The following is a 17,540-nucleotide window of genomic DNA, read 5'->3' as shown; positions in this document are numbered from 1 at the left end:
CCTACCCCTTGTCCTCGGGGCACATCGCCAGACGGGCGTTGGCAAAGGCCTCGTCCTCGATCATGGCGTCCACCACCGAAACGCCACGCTTTCTGGCAAAGTTTTCGATGCTGGTTTTCACCTGATCGCGAAAGGCTTCGGGCACCCGTTGCAGACGCGCCAGAGACGCCGCGCGCCACTCGATCCCGCTATCCTGACGGATTGCGGGTTCCAAGGCGGCCTCGGCCATAAAGGGTTCGATATGTGCAATCGCCACCTGCCCCGCCGCATCGCGCCGCGCCGATTTCTCGGCCCGCAGGCCGATGTTTTCGCGCACCTGTTCGTCCGTGATACTGTCCAGCATCGCGCGGGCATCAGTCGCCCAGCCCAGCCGCTCGAAACTCTGTTGCGGGGCGTCTTTGTCACCGCCACCACCTGGCATCATTTTCGCCATCACCTGTTCCACGAATTTTGTGGTGATGAATGTGTGCCCCTCTTTTTGCGCCTGCCGGATCACGCCGGTGCGGGCCATGCCGCGCACGAATTCGGGGGCGCGATTGATCATCTCGCTGGCCTCGTCCGACCACATGATGGTTTCCTCGGCCACCACATCGGAGGGCGGGAAATGTTCGACCATGCCGATCCAGATATGACAGGGCACCATCCGCAACAGGTTTTCGGTATTGCCGCCAATGTCCAGTCCGTCATCGGCATGGACGCCGGTCTTGCCCACCAGCAACAGCGATGCGCCGTGTTTCTCGACATACTTCTTGGTCGCCTGATAGGGCTTGCCGGCCACCAGTTCGGTGACCACTTCCATGCCTGCGTCCCGCGCCACGGTTTCGGCCACATTCAGATGCGCCTGATAGATTTTGGCGATGCCGTCATCAATCAGTTCCTCGTGCAGCTGTTCCTGTTCCTTGAAGCGAAACACCTTGCCCGCCTCTTCGTCCAGAACGGTCGAGATTTTGTTGAAAGCGACGTAGTGGTAATAGGGATCATAGGCCGCCACCACATGCACCGGCACGTCCAGACGTTTGCCAATATCCAGCGCGGTCATCAATGCGCCAAAGGATTTGGGTGAGCCATCCATGCCCACCACGATCGGGCCATCGCCGATGTTCAGCCGCCGGTCCTTGGCCACGAACACATCCATATTGCTGCGCCGCACAACCCGTTCGCAAACGGTGCCGATGGTTGACCCTGCCACAGCGCCAAGCCCCAGCGCGCCGATAAACAACACGTCATGATCGCGACGGTTCATCGCCTCGATCAGGCAGCTGTAATTCTTGCCCTCGGGCGACAGGCGGTCAAACGGCACCCCCGCCTTTTGCGCCACATCCTCGGCCGCATCGTGGTAGCTGTCGGAAATCAGACCCAGCCCCATGCCGATCAGATCCTCGTGCACCTCGCGCTGATGCTCCATCTCGCTTTCGCGTTGATAGCGTTCGGGAAGGCCGCCTTCCATCTGCTTGAAACGGCGGTCATGCAGGCGAGCGGCGTAGGCGTGGATGCCGGTGATTTTGCCATCGCACAGGCGGGTTGCCTGTTTCATCGCGTTGTTGGCGTAATCGGATTGATCCAGCGCCACCAGAATGCGTTTCAGCGGCACGGGGGCGTCGCCTGCGGCGCCTTCCACCCCTTCGTCAATCGCCAGATTTACAACCATGTCTCTTCTCCAGATTTATCGGCCCCTGTTTTGGCCGGTGTCTATTTGTCTTTGGCGCAGCGAAAGCCCACAAATTCGGCAATCGAATTCGTGTAATCCCACATGCGATTGCTGGCGACGGTCATATGCGGGCGACCGTTCCAGCTGTTTCCTTTGATATAGGCACAAGGTTCGCTTTGGATGTGCGGGTTGGGGTCAACCACAGGCGGTAGGCAGGCCTCGGGCAATACCCCGCCATTCAAGGCCCGCAATTCGGCCAGTATCTTTTGCATTTCCGGGGTCTGTTTGCGGGTATCCACCCCCCCGTCCAGACAGCGCCCGCCCTTGGCCTTGCGCGTGTCGGCCACCCATTCCGAGACATTCCCCGCCATGCCACGCACCCCGAATGGACTGATGTCGCCCTCGTATTGGGCCACGGCAACGGGGGCATCCCCGCTGATATGGGCGCGGGACAGATCCTCGTCATTGCCCCACGGGTAAATCCGCCCGTCCGTGCCCCGTGCGGCCTTTTCCCACTCGACCTCGGTCGGCAGGCGCTTGCCCTTCCATGCGCAATAGGCAATGGCGTCTTCGTGGAAAACACCAGTTACGGGCTGATCCGGCTGGTTCAGGTCATCCTCGTCCACAAAAGCCGCAGGCGCATGACCCGTGGCTTTTACGAATTCGGCGTATTCGGCGTTTGTGACCTCGAACTTGTCAATCCAGAATCCCTCCACCTGATAGGGCATCGGCCCATACAAACCGGTGTAATAGACATAGCCCAGCGTGGCCTCGCCCCCGGGAACAAACGCCATACCCTTGGGACCAAAAGGGGAGAGAGCCGCAAAGGCCCCCACCCCGATCACGACCGCCCCAACGGCAGCCAGTAATGTGGTTTTCAGTTGAATAGCCAATACCCCAACAGCAGCAACACAACAGCCACATTCACAAGGGCACCGGCCAGAACGAAGACGTCAAAGGTGTTTATTCTTTTGCGTTTTGCCATCTGGCCGGTCTCCTTTGATCAGTGCTTAGTAGGACAGGTCCATGCTGACTTCGCCACCAGCATCGACCGTGATTTCGCCGAATTTCTTTTCCCCAAGGAAGCCGTGCCACATCATAACCTTGTAGGTGCCAGCCGGAATGTCGGTGATCGAAAACGCGCCTGTATCATCCACAAGCGAGAAGTAAGGTGTCTTGGCGACATAAACAAAGCCGTGCATGAAATCGTGGGCATCGCATTCCACTTTCATACCGTTGCCACGACGCAGTTTGATATCTTTGGTCAGAACGTCACCCTTGTTAGGCTGCGATACATTCAGCACCGTTTTGCGGGCTTTGCCGATCTGCTCGTACATGTGGATGTTGTGCAGGGTGCCATCATCATTGATCGCTGTCAGCTCGCCTGTGTTGGCCATCAGACCCAGCGCCGGGGAAAACTCGCAATGCTCCTGATTGATGGTCAGTTTCATCAGCTCTTCGGGCATGGCTTTGCCTTCTTCGATGTCGGCCAAAAACACAACCGCACCGGCAAGTGTGCCGTTTTCATTGATCTGCACAAACGGAACTTCGCGTGACCCTTCACCACAGATTTCCGGGTCTTTCGAAATTGTGTAAGTGCGCGTGTCCGCCTTGGCATCGCCCGCGGCCACAGTGCCGACAAAGCTGCCGCCATCGGTCACTTCAACTTCCTTGTATCCCTTGGCGCTGGCCGCTGTGGCCATGCCCAACATTGCCAGTGCAATTGCCGACTTTCTCATCATATTTTTCATTTTCGCTTCCTTTCGGGTGGGTAATAATTACGCGACTTTCAATGCCTCTTCCCGAGGCTGTTGTTGAAACAGTTCCGCCAGTGCATCTATCGCAACCAGCCAGCGGGCCTTTTGGCTTTCATCGGCCAGCAATTCCAGCAAACGGGCAGCACCGGCCTTTGGGGCAAATTCCCCCAACAATTTGCCAATATCGCGACGATATGTGCCGTCATGGCTGACTGCGAACAACACCAGTGCATCCACGGATGCATCACCATACAAACGCGCCAATGCGCGGGCCGCAGCAATTCCAACGCCCAGATATTCGTCATCCAGCGCGTCGATCATCTCCTTGCTGGCCAGATCGCGGTGATCCATCGCACGGATGGCTTCAACGCGAACCAGCGGGTCGGTGCTTTTCAGCATGTCCAGTAGGGCCACATCAATATCGGCCCCCTTGATCCACCCCATCGCCCGTGCAGCCAGCACGCGGGTTTCGGACGTGTCGTTTTCCAGCAGTTTTTGCAATGGCGCAAGGGCCGCATCCGGCAAAGCGCCGGTTTGCTCGCCATGTTTCGCCAGCGAGAACAGCGCACCATGCAGGACATCTTCGTCAACATCCTTGCTCAAAACCTCGATCAGTTTTTCGGTCACTTCCACATTCACAACACTGCCCAGCAAACGCGCCGAGAACCGCTGCACATCTTCGTGCGGGGCGGCGGCAATATCCCAGGAAATCTTGCGTTTGGCATGCTTGCGCTTTTTGGTCAGATCCAAGAAATGCTGCTGCTCTTCGGACAGAACCACTTCTTCCGGTTCGGACGCAGGCGCATCGGGAAGGTTGGATTTGATCGCCTCCAGCGTCGAGGTCGCCGGCTTGCGCTCTTCGGCCACCAGCGGCAGTTCCTCGTCAATTTCCTTGGCAATTTCTTCGGTGATTTCAGGAAGCGGTTCTTCTTCGACCACCTCTTCCACTTCGGGTTCTTCCGGTGGCAAAACCAGATCACCATTCAATCCGACAATCAGACCAAGGCCCGCATCGTTCGGCCACTTCGGATCATTCGATGCAATCTCGGCCAAAGCGGTCAGGGCGGCAAGCCGCAGATGGCGATCTTCGTCGCCTGCTGCCTGCAACAATGCGGGCACCGCGATATCACCGGCGCCCTGAACAGCCTCGATCACGCCAACACGGAATTCCTGCGGGATGGATTTGTTGCCCAACACATGCAGCAATCCCTTGGCAGCCTCGGGGCCTTTCAGCGCAATCAGCGCAAGAGCGGCTTGTTTGGCGGCCTTGGGCTCGCCAGCGATTGCCTTCTGGATGGCTTTCTCCAGATCCTCGTCGCGAAACTTGTCTGGATGGGCGGCAATAATACGGAACACCTCGGCCCGCACTTCCGGCTCGGGGTCCTTGATCAGATCCCACAGCAGCAATGCGTTCTGCAAACCGGCGTGTTTCACCACAGCGGCACGAACGCTTGCATCCTTGTCCCCGAAAAGCGGTTTAAGCCGGTCATCCGATGGCTCCAGATTTTCCAGTGCCAAGCGGCGGATTTCGGGTTTTACATCAGCGATCATCCCGCCGCGCAGGGCGTCCAGATGTGGATTGTCGGATTCGCCAACAGCCTTGACGATACGGCGGCACATGCGGGTGTCGCCTTTGGCATATAGATCAATGATCGCATGCGCGCCCGGCTCGCCCATATGTGATAGCGCCCGCAAGCCCGGTTCGGTCAAATCCTGCGCTTCATCATCCATCATTGCGCCAACAATTTCCGGCACGGCCTCTTTTGGGGCGAACACGGCCAAGCCCTCAAAGGCGGACATCTGGATATCAACCCAGGCATCCCAACCCGAGGTGTAGAATTCATCGCCGTCCCAATAGACATCCTCTTCGGCACGGGACACGGCCAGTTTGCGCAATAACGGAACAACGGGTTCGTAACGCATGGCAATCAGCGCCTTGATCGCGGCGCGTTTCACATCCGATTCCGGATCACCCAGCAGATTTTCCATCAGTTTTCCGGCTGTTGAAGGGTCGTTCAACTGTCCCAATGCGGCCGCTGCATCGGCGCGCACATCAGGGTCTTCGTCAAGCAGGGCCTTGACCAGCGGGGCCGAGGATTCAGGCAATCCCATGCTGCCCAGTGCCCGCGCCGCAGCACATCGGTGCACATCAATTCCGTCGGTCAGAAGTTCGGTTAGTCTGTCGCGCGCTTCGGTTTTCATCGTTCTACCACCTTCATTCAGTCGTGGTAGCCTAGCGATTCCGGTTTTTTGGTGCATTGACGTGCGTCAAGCATTAGGACGCCGACCCCCGTTTTCGCGAGGGTCGGCGATTTGTCGCAATTGTCAGGGTGGGCACCCGTTGCCGGCCGCCCGCCTTGTCAGCTTATATTACGATGTCGCGCGGCGCGAAGGACATCGAACGGAAGCTATGTTTGTAAGGCGATTCACCAATCTTGGAAATTTTCGCCACACCCATTTTGTAGTTATAGTTCCCGCTGATCCAGTCAACGACCCGACCTGCCAAAGCATTGGCTGGCTGGCTGTAATGCAGGAAGTCCATATACATGACCCCCGGCTTGACTGCGCGCGTTACGATCGCGACGGCCGTTACCGAAGCTTCGGAAAGCTCGACATTGCCGTTCGCCATCTGGCCTGTGAAGGAATAGTCGGATCCCTCGACACCCAGTGTGGTGTCTTTCAGGCTGGGCACGCGGTCATTTGACAACAGAACCATATCACCGCTTTCGATACCGCGCTTGGCTGCATCTTCTTCGTTGATCTCGACCCAGTTGTCCGGCCAGCGCTGGACAATATAGGGACGACGCGTGTCATCAAAGCCCGACTGCCAGCGTTCGTTGGCACGGCCGGATGTGCACCACAGTTCATCATCCTTGGGTTTCATCCATTCCCAATAGTCCGAGAATAGCGACCAGGGTGATTTCTGGATGTTGCAGCGACCGGTTTGCGAGTTGAAGTGCGTCAACTTTTTGTTGAACATATTCAACGCGGTCGGCCCGTTCGTTGGCAGTTTGCGTGTTGTGTCATGCAGCCGGACAGTGCCCATCAGGGAGCCATCGTCGTTCATATACACAGGCGCCTGAATGCCGTTCGTGCCCATTTCGCGGAACTTCTCGTGCAGGGTTTTACCTTCACGATGTGCTGCCACTTTGACCATGTTAAAGTCTTTGCGGCTACCGCGAGTGAACTTGGCTGCTTCTTCTGCAACGTCGTTCGAGTTTTCCCAGTCAAAGCCCTCGAAGCCCATCTTCTTGGCAAGCTGCGAGATGATCCACCAATCCGGTTTCGCTTCGCCCGGTGCATCATAGAACTTCTGATACAGACGAACGCGACGTTCCCCGTTGGCCCGCAGGAAGTCTTCTTCGCCCCATGTGGCGGCGGGGAAGATAATATCCGCGAACTGGTTGCCGATCGGATCGACCAGATAGATGTCCTGATTGATCACAACCATGCCGCCGCTATCAACACGCGCCTTGAGGGTCTCGAGGATTTTCTCGCGGTTGATCGACTGGATCTGGTGCGGGTTGCCGCGGGTCAGCTCATGGAACCGCTGCGACAGTTGCTGGGACCCCAGCATCGACTGGATCCATGTGGTGCCGATTACATGGGCAAGGCGGGTATGGCCTGCCAATGTGTAGGTATCGGTATCCAGTGCCCGACGGCGACGGCCCGGCAGTTTCATTGGCGATTTGTTGCGGGGATACCCGCCACCGCCAACACCACCACGCTGGTGACCACCGGCGCGACCAATCATCTGACCGGGACGACCGCCAGCACCAACAGTAATACCAAGGGCCGAAATGGCCTGCGTATTACCTGTGTTGTTGGACCAGTAGAAGCCTTTTTCGATCATGATCGAGGTTTTCGGACGCGACCCGTCTTCACGGGGCTTGGCCATCATTTCGGCAGCCAGCTGAATTTTCGCAGCATCTACGCCGGAAACTTCAGAAGCGGCTTCCAGTTTGAACTCGTCCTGAGCCAGCAGCCACTTGGACCAATCCTCGAACCCTTTGGTCTGGAATTTGCCCCATGTGGTGCGCCACTGCCAAGGTGTGTTCCGTGTGCCCTGACCAAAGCCCGAGGAGGAACCCCACTTGTCATTGACCCACTTCTCGATCCACTCTTTGTCCTGCCAGCCGTTTTCAACGATGATCCGGGCGATGGCGTTCACAACTAGCAAATCGGTGCCGGGTGTCACGTCAAGCCACAGGCCGCCATTTTGCTCGGCAAAGGCAACACCAGCGGTTCTGCGTGGAACCATGAAGATGGCTTTCTGCCCCCCCTGGATTGCCGGCATGATCCACTGTGTGAACAGGATGGTCTTGGTTTCGTAGGGGTCAGTCCCGCAAATCATCAGTGTATCTGCGTCTTTCCAGTCCTGATACGAGGCGCCGAAGTTATCAAAGCCCGCATCACGAAAACCAGGGGTCGAAGACACATTGGACGGTGTATCGTGGAACGTAAAGTTCGCCGTATTGATTGAACGCAATGCATATTTGGTGATTGCGTATGTGTTTTCAATATACTGGTAGCTGTAGGTTTTCACGCCATAAGCATTGGTGCCGTGCTTGGCGATAACGTATTTGCCGATTTCGGCAGCGATATCCAAAGCAAAGTCCCATGTCACCGGCTGAAGCAGACCATAGATCCGCATCATTGGCGATTTCAGGCGATCGCGTGTCGGTGTTTCAGGGTTGTAGCACTTCTGCGCAATACAGCCACCGCGCAGAGACGAGTCACCGTTTGTATTTACAAACTCGGCGTCTTTGTCGGGAATGATTACAACGTGGTGTGGTTCGCCATCATGCAGCACGATATTGTGCTGGTTGGGGGCAACCCACGGGCCAAGCGCCTGAACGGGGAAATCCTCGCCGAATGCGTTCTGGTCCGCCATTGCGCCACCGTTCTTGCCGCCCTTAACGGGCCAACGGTAGACTTTGTAGCCACAGGCCACGATACAGTAATCGCAGGCCGTGGTGATAACTTCCGCATCTGCCGGGGGCAGAGGGACGTTCTCGTCTGGGATGTAATATGGAGTTGACATGTTCTTCCTCTCCTTAACCGTGCAGGTTGTCTTTGCGGCCGAAAATCAGGCCGAAGATTCCGGTGGCGTAGATATCGTCACCATCGAGTTCCAGCAGAACCTGCGGAAGGCTTTGATAAGCCTGGCCGGAAATCAGGATGCCGTGGCGCGTCAAGTCGTAGGTCGACAGGTGCAGCGGGCAGGCGCCCAGTGATTTCGTATCGGGTTTATAGCTGTCATAAAGCGAACCACCCTGGTGGGTGCAGGCATAGTTGAATGCGACAACATCCTGGCCTTCGCCAATGCCGCCGCCCGCTTTCACGCCCATTTTGACGATCATCGAGTCGGCATGTTCGCCTTCATCGGGGTAGGAGAAATCGAATGGTTTATCCAATTCCAGTTCCGACATTTTCGCGATCAGTTTACGCGGGAATTCGGTGATCTGTGCTGGCACTTCTTCTGCCATCGGCGTTCCCGGATTCATCGTGATCATGATCGTGGTTGTGACACCGGTGCTGATCAGGAAATTACGGCGGGAAACCAGGCATTTGTGCCCGACTTCTTTGGCAATCTCCTTGCGGCGCTCGCCGGTCGGTTTTTGTAGGTCTTGTGACATATTAAATATCCTCTCCTGAAGGCTTACTCGGAAGCCAGCGCTTCGTAGGGTGGCAATTCGGGTGGATCGACACGCAGCTCGTCGCCGCTGAAGGCCTCAAGGAAGGCAACCAGTTGATCCATTTCCTCGTCGGTCAGGCCCAGAGGCTTGATCAGGTCGGATTTGGTCGCGGCCATTGTGCCATCGGTGAAGTCGTTTTCACCACCACCGGCGTTATAGAACTCTACAACTTCGCGCAGGTCCCAGAACGAGCCGTTGTGCATGTAGGGTGCTGTGTAAGCGGTGTAACGCAGAGGCGGCGTGCGGAATTTACCCATATGATCCGCTTCTTTGGTGCGGAAATACAGGCCCGGATCGTCCTTCAGCTTGCGATACATTTCCTGTGTTACACCTTTGGCATACAGTTCGTAACGGAAAGTGACCTGTGCCAGACCATCTTCTTCCCAACGCTCTGCGGGCGGAACACCAAGGTTGTAGTAGTTCTCATCCGTGGCCTGCGCCCCGTTGTGACACTGAATACAACCGGCTTTGCCGTTGAACAGCTCCATGCCTGCGACTTGCTCCTCGGACAGGGCGGATTTGTCGCCAGCCAGATATTTGTCAACAGGTGTATCGTTCACAATCAAGGTGCGTTCAAAAGCAGCAATTGCGGCCCATGCATCGCCAATCAGCGGATACTCGGTGCCGAATACTTCTTTGAAGCGCACACGATATTCAGGAATGAACGCCATGCGCGTTTCCATCACATCGTTTTCGCCGTTACCGGCAACCGCCCCTTTGGCAGCACTTGGCGCCTGCTTTTCAAGCGAAGCGGCGGAACCGGCCCAGAACAACTGACCCAGATAGGCTGTGTTGATCACGGACTGCGAATTGCGCCAGTGAACTGTGCCCGGGTACCCACGAGACAGCGAGTCACCAAAGGCCCAACCCTGATCGGGTTCGTGGCAGGTTACACAAGCCGTCGAGGCGTCACCGCCGATGCGGGGATCCCAGAACAGGATTTTGCCCAGTTCGACTTTGGCATCCGATTGCTTGTTGTCCAGCGGGATCGGTGGTTCACCCAGCGGTGCCAGTGGTGGGTACTTACCCATTTCCCCGGCGTTGACCATGGCTGCCGAAACTGCAACTGCAGCCACACCAGCCATTAGCGTAAGAGTACTTCTCATCTTTTTCATCAATCCTCTCCCGTCCTAGTTTGACACATCGCGCCAGTTTTCGATGGCGGGGTAGTTTGTTGGAATTTCGTCTTCCCAGACATACTCGGGACCAGTGAGCGGATCACCGGAAAGAGCTTCGAGGAAGGCAACGAGATCGGCTTGCTCTGCATCCGAAAGGCCCAGCGGTTTCATCCGCTCGTCCTTGTTGACGTCATCGCCGCCACCGTTGTTATAGAAGGCAACAACATCGGCCAGCGTCGCGATCATGCCATTGTGCATGTAGGGTGCTGTGTACTTCAATTCGCGCAGTGTTGGCGTGTTGAATTTGCCAACGTCACTACCGTCAACAGGATGGCGAATGATCTGTGCACCCACATCACGGCGGACGTTCATATAGTTTTCAACGCCCATAAAGCTGGCGAATGCCGCATATGTCATATGGCGCATCGGGTCGGACCAGATTTCCGGATTGTCCGGAACAGCCGTGTTATAGGCCATATCATCCGTCAGGCGCGGACCGTTGTGGCAGCTTACGCAACCGGCTTTGCCTTCAAACAGGGCCTGACCACGGGTTGCGGCTTCGGACATGCTGCCGGTATCAAACGGAGCATTTTTGGAAATCAGTGTATTCAGGTATTCGGGGATCGCCTTACGAACAGATCCGTTCGATGGTTCGCCATACCCGGCCGCTTCGAACATTTCCACATAGACCGGATCCTGCTTGATGCGTTCCTGCATCAGGCGCATATCCATGTTCATGCTGTAGTCTTCGGTGATGCTTTCACGCGTCACGTCGTTCAGGTTTGTGCCCAGACGCCCGTCATGGAACCAGTTGGCCGCAGTTGCGGTGTTGACCAACGTCGGTGTGTTACGGAACCCTTTGGAGCCCGGATACGCCAGCGACAGGGCCAGACCATCGGAAAAGGCTTTGTCTGGCTGGTGGCAAGTTGCACACGAGATAGCAGCATCGCCCGACAGGCGCACATCAAAGAACAAACGCTTGCCCAGGGCTGCTTTTGCCTCGTTGATTTCGGGGCCTACGACAGGCCCAAGCGCCATGTCTTCAGCCGTTACCGGACCAGCAAGAACTGTGGCGCACATCAGTGCTGCCCCCAGCGTTACCGAACCGCTTTTGAACCGAGATATCTTCATCGATCTCCCTTTCTTATTGGAAATTAAATTCGACTCGTGGAGTGCGAGCCGAACGGTGTCTTGGACACAACGTCGCAGGGCGGGTGCCCTGCGTCATTGATAGCCATCAAGATTCCGTTATTTCGGGAATTTTTTCGAAACGCGGTTTGCGCTTGGACCAACTATTGTTGACTAAAACGCTTTCTTGCCCGCCATGCGATGATCAGGAACAGGAACCCGGCAAGCAGGGCTGCTGCAATCGCGAGTCCCATAATTTTGGTTGGGTTTTCGGTTGGTTCCAGCAAAATCCAGTACCATGTGGTAAAGCTGTTCCGGATGCCTTTTTCGCCATTCACACCGTCCCATGCAGCAAAGGCAATCGGTGTGTAGACGCCTTCGGAAAACTGCAGATCCCCGGCCGCACCGGTTTCCAATGGCCGGCGAAAGACCACCTGCCACTGTCCATCGGCCCACTGGCCTTTGGCGTTTAGGGCGGAACTGTCTTCGCGGGGTTTTGGCGCTTTGTCCAAACCGGTCGCATCCATAATCACTGCGGTTTCATCAGCCGCCGGTTCAACCGAAGGCGCGGTCCAGACCCACATATTGACGGGGTTCTTTTTGTCGCCCTGACGGAAGTACGGTTTTTCGTTGGTGCCCGACAGAGACGCCGGAATTTGCACCGCAATCGCATCGCGCGTGGCCTCCACCCCTTCGATCGCATAGGCCCGTTCCAGTTCCGAACCGGGAACCGAATAGGTGCGGTCATCGACATCAACCCGCATGGTGATGTCCGTGTCATTATAGAGGGCGCGCACGGTGACGAATTCGGTCAGCGTTGTGAACAGGCGCGGCTCTTTGATGACATTCGGACCCATGTTAAAGGTCATGGCCGGCGCCGTATCCCACAGCGGATCAGCCGGATCGGTTGGCAGATCACCATCGACACGGATAGCCTTGATCACGGATTCCCCTTTGGAAACCGGAACGGCATTGTCACGCAGGGTCATGACATAGTTTGCAGTCGCCCAACGGGTTTCGACATCCAGCGCCGTTGTGTGTTCCGGCATCGGCGATGACGGAATACCGACCGACAGGCGCTGGAATACATCCTGTGCATCCAGCGTTACGCGCCAGCTTTCGGGGTGGGTCAGATTGCGGGGCCAGATGCGGTTGCCCGCATCATCCGCCAGCCGCTTGCCCGATGTGATATTACCGCGGCCTTTCAGACCATGACAATCCGCACAGATACTTTCGAATGTCTTTTGGCCCAGCGCCAGCATTTCCGGTGTCGGGGCAGGCATTGCACCCATCTCGATCGGCCCCAACTCGTCCGGTTCAACATCATCCCAGTAACCCAAAACCTTGATCTTCTCGATCAGCCCGTCAACTTCGGCGTCAGACAACAGCCCTTTCCACGCAGGCATGGCTGTGCCGGTCAAACCGTTCAGGATCGAGTTGCGCAGATCATCGTCGGTCGGAAATTCGGAATCGGAATTGGTGGTTTTGTATTTGAACAGGCCAAGGGTGAAATCACGCGGCTTGGGATACATCCGGTCGGCTGCAACCCCCAAACCATCACCATCCACACCGTGGCACTGCGAACAGCGCTTCATGTAAACCGCGTCGATCTGCTCTTCGGTCAGTTCGGCGTTGGGATCAACCGGCGCAGGCTCAACCGCATCGGCGGATTTCTCTTCCAGCTCCCATGAACGCGGCTCGAAACCGGTGTAATCATAAAGGAACGAAATGATCTTCCACACTTCGTCTTCTTGCAGCATTTCCTCCCAGACCGGCATGGCCGACGCCCAGGGCGTGCCTTCGCGTGGCAGGCCAGGCCCGCCTTTGGTGATGCGCCAGAACAGGAAGGATTCCTGCAACTGGGCAATCATGCCGACATCCTGAAAATTGATCGGGCGCGGGTTGAAGGTTTTGGCGAAATGCCCCTCGCCGTTCAGCAAATCACCGTGGCAATAGACACAGTTCTTGTAGTACAGATCCGCCCCTTCGGCGACGATCGCCTGATAATCTTCGGAGGTTTCGTCAAACTGTTCACGATACGGGTTTTGCAGTTTCAGCAGATCATAGGTCTTGCCATAGGCCCGCAGGCTGGAGGGCGGCGCAGGGTGAACCGTGCGCAGTTCCAGCGGCGATGTGACCGACGGTTTCACCATGTCATAGGTCAGATAACCCACGCCACCCACCACAGCCGCAAAGGCGGCGATGCGCGGCAACAGCATTTTTGGCGAGCCAAACAGTGCTATAAGCGGGGCAAAGAAACGGGCTGCCATTTTGTTGTCGAAGGTCACCACCAACAAAACTGCAACCGTGCAGATCACCATGTACTGGATCAACAGCGATGCCGGAACCGGCGGGTTCAGCACATAGGCGAAAACCACATAAAGCACTGTCAGAAGCAGAACCGACAGGAACAGGGGGTGTTTGAAGAAACGCATCATATTCATCCCTTATTCAGGCAGGTTCATCAGGTAATCGACAATCAGAGACAGTTCGCTGTCATCCATCTGGTCGGCAAAATCATCCGGCATCATTTCAGCCTCGAACCCTTCGGCGATGGTTGCGTTCGGATCAATGATGGCGGCTTTTACTTCGTCCGCTGACATCCGTGTGCCAATCCCGTTCAGTTTCGGGCCGATGTCTGCTTCGGAGCCGTCCAGATCGTGGCAACCGGCGCATCCGAATTTGTCGATGGATTCTAGACCCGTTGTGGCCAGAGGTTCTTCGTCGTCGTCAGCGGCTGCAGGGGCCGCATCGGGCAATGCCAACAGATAATCGGTCAGAACCAACAGCTCCGAACCCCGCAACGCTTCGCCAAAATCATCCGGCATAAAGTCGGCATCATAGCCTTTGGCGATAACAGCGTTCGGATCAATGATGGCCTCGATCACCGTGGCGCGGTCCATCCGGTTACCAATGCCATTCAGCGACGGGCCAATGTCGGCACCGCTTCCACCCAGATCGTGACACGAAGCGCAGCCGTATTCGTCAATGATCGCTTCGCCGGATGTCAGTAATGGCGCGGGTTCAGCACCATCTGCGGCGGGTTCTTCTGCCACCGGCGCGTCATCAGCGCTGGGCAAAGGAACCGTTGGGTCCAGTCCGGCAAGGTCCTGCAAGAATGCTGTGACGGCATTCATTTCAACAACCGTCAATTCGATCGGCGCCTTGTCCACGGTTGGCATCGGCGATTCTGTATCGTTGGTGCCTTTTTTACCAAAGCCTTCGACAACAAAGGTCGAGGGATCTTTCATCGATTCAAGGATATAATCCTCGATCGCTTTGGCCCCTTCCTTGCCAGCCGCTACACCTTTGTAACGCGGATCAGCCAGACGGGAAGGATATGTCGCGGCCATGTCCATTTCCAGCGTGTCGGGCGCGCGGCCCATGCCGTTGTGACACAGGGTGCAGGTACCCTTGCCTTTGAAGATACTTTCGCCAAGGGCGATCATCCCGTCCATATCCAAACCTTCGGTCGAAACCTCGACCGGTTCGGATGTATCGGGCACCACCTGTGGCAACATATGGGCGAACCCCATATACCCCAGCAGCAGCAGAACACTGAAACCGATAACGCGAAGGAAAGTCATGCTGCGTCCTCCGTTCCCTTTTGCTTGGTCTGGCCAAGCCGTGACAGCCAGAACACAAAGACCATAATCGCCATGAACCCAAGGGTGATCGCGGTGATCACGTTGCCCGCATCCCCCAGCGTCGGGATATAGTTTTCAGGCGAGTTGTCTTTCATGATGGTATAGACATGCCAGTTTGTGCGCAGCGATGAGCGGATATAACCCATCAAGCCCATCAGCCATGTAAAGGCCACCGGCAGCACGAACAGCGCATATTGCGACCGCTCGGTCATGCGGCCCCAATGCACCTTTTCGGCCTTGGCCCCGCGCAGCATGAACACGTCGATAATAACCGAGCCGATGATGATGGTCAGCGTGCTGACCACCTGCGGCACCGAGGCACCGACCTTGTAAACCGTCGGGGTGATATAGCCGTAGATGCCCGCGCCAACGATGTTGATAATGCCGACAACATACAGTGCGACCACAATCATATTGCCGGATTTGGCCCAGCTGACCGTCGGAATACGGGACGAACGATAAAACAACTGAAACGACATGAAGGTAAAGACCAGCATCAGGTTCACAGCGGTGTTTTTGGCGGGCATGATCCCCAGCGGACCAAGGATTTTATGGTGCGTGCCGCCAAGGTTCTGGATTTCATTAGCTGTCAGGATCAACGTGTGCGGCGTCAGCCAGACAAGGAAACCGCCAACAATCACCACCGCGATATATTTCACATATTTCGCATATTGCGCCCCGCGATCCGTACGCATCAGGCCCGACCACAGGTAATAGTTCGCCGCCAGCATGATCGTGCCGATCAGCACAGCCTGAATGATGAACAGCCACGCCAGAATCCCGCCCATTGCGGTGATCCCCATTTGCTGGGAATAGGCGTAAATCTCGGCCATCAGCCAGTAACCGGCGAACGGCAGCGGGATGAACCCAAGGATGGCAATAAAGTTCGAGGTATAGCCCATCCAGTCGTAATGCGCTTTCTTCTCGGGGTCTTTTTCGGCCAGGAACATGTAAGCGGCATAGCCCCCCACAATCGCGCCGCCATAAGCGATATTGGCAAGGAAACGGTGCAAGTTCAGCGGGTTCCACAGCGGGTTGCGCGTGGCCTCCCATACCGTGCCGGTGACGGCGCCGGTCGGGTCAACACCAGCGGGCGACATCATAAAACTAACCCAAGCGTTGGCGATAAACATCAGCGTCAGGCCAACAGTGTTCAGCAACAGGCCGATCGACATATGATACCACTTGCGATTGCCGCGCCGCAGGGCATCCCATGAATAAAAATAGACATAGAGCGTGATGGATTCCAGCCCGAACAGCATCGCATAGATCAACATCTGCCCGCGAAATACCTTGACCAAATAGCCCATCAAATGCGGGTAGAACACCAGCAGCGACAGCAACAGGCCGCCGCCAACCAAAGCAGTCAACGAATAGGCGGCCATGGTGATTTTCATAAATTCGCGCGCCATATTGTCAAAGCGGTCATCGCCGGTGACAACGCTCATGAATTCGGTGGCAATAGCGAACAGTGGCACCGCCAGAACGAAGGCCGCAAGGAACAGATGCATTTGCGCGGCACTCCAGACAACCGTGCGGCCGCTAACACCGCCGATCAGCGGATAATCCAGCCGCGAGGGTTTCGGTGCGCCTTCAAGAACTGCGGCCGCCTCGTCGGCAGCCGCAAAGACCAGATCGGGCGAAGCAAGCAGAACAAAGGCGGCAAACAGGGCCAGCATATGAGAAAGTTTCATAGCAAAAGCCCCCTAAACCGGCATCAGGTCAGCGCCGACCGGCAGCCCCTGACCTTCCATGATCGATTTGTCGATGAAGTAGAAAACAGCAACCCAGACAACCAGAGCCACCACAAATACCAGCCACTTGTTTCCCAACATACGGACTTCCTTATTGTTCTTTTGCCGTCAGCGCGCGCTAGTGATGGATCGAAACGATCCCGTGGTCGTACAGCAGCAACCACCAGAAAAAATACAGCATAGCGACAGCGGTCAGTGTAAAAACCAGCTTGCCCAACAGTGTGTTTTCGTTCTTTCCAGACATGTTCCCTGCCGTTTCCATTCACGCGACCCGCGCATTCCATAGGTCGCTACAGAACAGCACAGTCAGGTTTTTCTGTAATTGATGGCCATCAAGGTTCGGGTGTTTTGTGGAAGCGCCACGCCCTAAAACGCCACTCCGCAGGATTGCGAAATCCGGCTGCGCAGGCGGGTCATATAATCGGGCATTGGCTCGTCTTCTTCGCGGGGCACCAGGAATATCAGCTTGGCCGCGATGATATAGGGGCGGCGTTCTTTGCCTTCGCCCGGCGTTGGGCTTGTCAGTATTTCCTCAACAATCGCAACAGTTTGCGCCGGTTTTTCACAAAACCTTGGCAAGGCGGATTTGTTTGCATACCAGTCGGCGCTGTTGAAAATGAACAGCATAATTGCAGCGGTCAAAGCAAAGACAATCAGAATCCGGTGCATATCCATTCCCCTGGCTGTGAGCTAATGCAGTGGATGCTGTTTCACAAATCCACCCGCAATACGCCAGCGCAGCCCTGCAATTGTTACAATTCTTTACATCTCGCAATGCAATGTAACGGT

General features: G+C 56.2%; 14 protein-coding genes. All 14 read right to left on the bottom strand.

The window, feature by feature from the left end; genetic code table 11:
* Position 1 precedes the first annotated feature (1 nt).
* A complete protein-coding gene (locus tag BAR1_RS01610) occupies positions 2–1,648 on the bottom strand; it encodes a universal stress protein (protein ID WP_118941405.1) in 1,647 nt (548 codons plus the stop codon).
* 41 nt (positions 1,649–1,689) lie between these two features.
* On the bottom strand, positions 1,690–2,541 hold the full coding sequence (locus BAR1_RS01605; RefSeq protein ID WP_162891633.1) for a formylglycine-generating enzyme family protein: 852 nt from the start codon (positions 2,539–2,541) through the stop codon (positions 1,690–1,692).
* A 117-nt stretch (positions 2,542–2,658) separates the two neighbouring features.
* Complete coding sequence (locus BAR1_RS01600; protein ID WP_118941403.1) at positions 2,659–3,399, bottom strand: peptidase associated/transthyretin-like domain-containing protein; 741 nt, start codon at positions 3,397–3,399, stop codon at positions 2,659–2,661.
* 27 nt (positions 3,400–3,426) lie between these two features.
* Positions 3,427–5,607 (bottom strand): HEAT repeat domain-containing protein, encoded by a 2,181-nt coding sequence (locus BAR1_RS01595; RefSeq protein ID WP_162891631.1) that lies wholly within the window; start codon positions 5,605–5,607, stop codon positions 3,427–3,429.
* 163 nt (positions 5,608–5,770) lie between these two features.
* Positions 5,771–8,449: an arsenate reductase (azurin) large subunit gene (locus BAR1_RS01590; protein ID WP_118941401.1), complete on the bottom strand. Its 2,679-nt coding sequence runs from the start codon at positions 8,447–8,449 to the stop codon at positions 5,771–5,773.
* Between the two features lie 13 nt (positions 8,450–8,462).
* Positions 8,463–9,044: an arsenate reductase (azurin) small subunit gene (locus tag BAR1_RS01585; RefSeq protein WP_118941400.1), complete on the bottom strand. Its 582-nt coding sequence runs from the start codon at positions 9,042–9,044 to the stop codon at positions 8,463–8,465.
* Between the two features lie 23 nt (positions 9,045–9,067).
* Positions 9,068–10,210: a cytochrome-c peroxidase gene (locus BAR1_RS01580; protein ID WP_228408667.1), complete on the bottom strand. Its 1,143-nt coding sequence runs from the start codon at positions 10,208–10,210 to the stop codon at positions 9,068–9,070.
* Positions 10,211–10,234: 24 nt separating this feature from the next.
* Positions 10,235–11,353 (bottom strand): cytochrome-c peroxidase, encoded by a 1,119-nt coding sequence (locus BAR1_RS01575; protein ID WP_118941398.1) that lies wholly within the window; start codon positions 11,351–11,353, stop codon positions 10,235–10,237.
* A 161-nt stretch (positions 11,354–11,514) separates the two neighbouring features.
* Entirely contained in the window at positions 11,515–13,788 is a 2,274-nt protein-coding gene (locus BAR1_RS01570; protein WP_162891629.1) for a c-type cytochrome, read from the bottom strand.
* A gap of 9 nt (positions 13,789–13,797) precedes the next feature.
* Positions 13,798–14,937 (bottom strand): c-type cytochrome, encoded by a 1,140-nt coding sequence (locus BAR1_RS01565; RefSeq protein WP_118941396.1) that lies wholly within the window; start codon positions 14,935–14,937, stop codon positions 13,798–13,800.
* Positions 14,934–16,691, bottom strand: a complete 1,758-nt coding sequence (locus BAR1_RS01560) for a cytochrome ubiquinol oxidase subunit I (RefSeq protein WP_118941395.1) — start codon at positions 16,689–16,691, stop codon at positions 14,934–14,936. Before BAR1_RS01560 ends, BAR1_RS01565 begins: the two co-directional genes overlap by 4 nt.
* Before the next feature lie 12 nt (positions 16,692–16,703).
* The gene (locus BAR1_RS18255; protein ID WP_267128383.1) at positions 16,704–16,832 is read right to left on the bottom strand and encodes a hypothetical protein; all 129 of its coding nucleotides are present in this window, start codon (positions 16,830–16,832) and stop codon (positions 16,704–16,706) included.
* A 37-nt stretch (positions 16,833–16,869) separates the two neighbouring features.
* Positions 16,870–16,995 (bottom strand): hypothetical protein, encoded by a 126-nt coding sequence (locus BAR1_RS18250; protein WP_267128382.1) that lies wholly within the window; start codon positions 16,993–16,995, stop codon positions 16,870–16,872.
* 122 nt (positions 16,996–17,117) lie between these two features.
* The gene (locus tag BAR1_RS01555) at positions 17,118–17,420 is read right to left on the bottom strand and encodes a hypothetical protein (protein WP_118941394.1); all 303 of its coding nucleotides are present in this window, start codon (positions 17,418–17,420) and stop codon (positions 17,118–17,120) included.
* Between the last annotated feature and the right edge of the window lie 120 nt (positions 17,421–17,540).

Origin of the sequence: Profundibacter amoris, assembly GCF_003544895.1 — a bacterium.
GTDB lineage: Bacteria > Pseudomonadota > Alphaproteobacteria > Rhodobacterales > Rhodobacteraceae > Profundibacter > Profundibacter amoris.
Note: the sequence above shows the minus strand (reverse complement) of the source record. Positions and strands in the feature narration are given on the sequence as shown.